The following is a 758-nucleotide window of genomic DNA, read 5'->3' as shown; positions in this document are numbered from 1 at the left end:
CCGATCTGAAGAAGCGAGTGAAGGAGATCGCCGAGACGCGGGTGCGGTATGGCTACAGACGCATCCATGTGCTGCTTCGACGGGAGGGGTGGGTCGTGAACGCCAAGCGGATCTATCGTCTTTACAAGGAGATGGGTCTGCAATTGCGGCACAAGCCACCCAAACGCCGGGTGAAGGCGAAGCTGCGGGAGGGTCGCTGCGTGGCGTCCTGCCTGAACGAGGTATGGGCGATGGACTTTGTCCATGACCAGCTTGCGACCGGACCGAAGCTTCGGATCCTGACTGTCGTGGATACCTTCAGCAGGTTCTCGCCGGCGGTGGTGCCACGCTTCAGCTTCCGGGCTCCCGACGTTGTGGACGTGCTCGAACGCGTCTGCGGTGAGGTCGGTTATCCCGCGTCGATCCGGGTCGATCAGGGAAGCGAGTTCGTCTCGCGCGAGCTGGACCTGTGGGCTTACGCCCGTGGTGTCGTGCTCGACTTCTCCAGACCCGGAAAGCCGACGGACAACGCCTTTATCGAGTCGTTCAACGGCAAGTTCCGGGCAGAGTGCCTGAACCAGCACTGGTTCATGAGCCTCGACGACGCGGTGCGCAAATGCGAGGTTTGGCGTAGAGACTACAACGAAGTGCGACCCCATAGCGCCATCGGCAACAAACCGCCGATATCGCTGGTGAACCGGTCAGCGGCACATGGCCCACCGCCGCCGGTCGAAGCTGGATGACCACCGGCCAAGTGGTCCAGGAACGGGTAGCAGGTC

At 62.1% G+C, this 758-nt stretch carries 1 protein-coding gene; it reads left to right on the top strand.

The window, feature by feature from the left end:
* Nucleotides 1-722: IS3 family transposase (locus AUL36_RS21970; RefSeq protein ID WP_062224270.1), on the top strand; the 722-nt coding region annotated here is incomplete at its 5' end.
* Between the last annotated feature and the right edge of the window lie 36 nt (nucleotides 723-758).

Source organism: Aureimonas sp. D3, from assembly GCF_001463805.1.
GTDB lineage: Bacteria > Pseudomonadota > Alphaproteobacteria > Rhizobiales > Rhizobiaceae > Aureimonas > Aureimonas ureilytica_A.
Note: the sequence above shows the minus strand (reverse complement) of the source record. Positions and strands in the feature narration are given on the sequence as shown.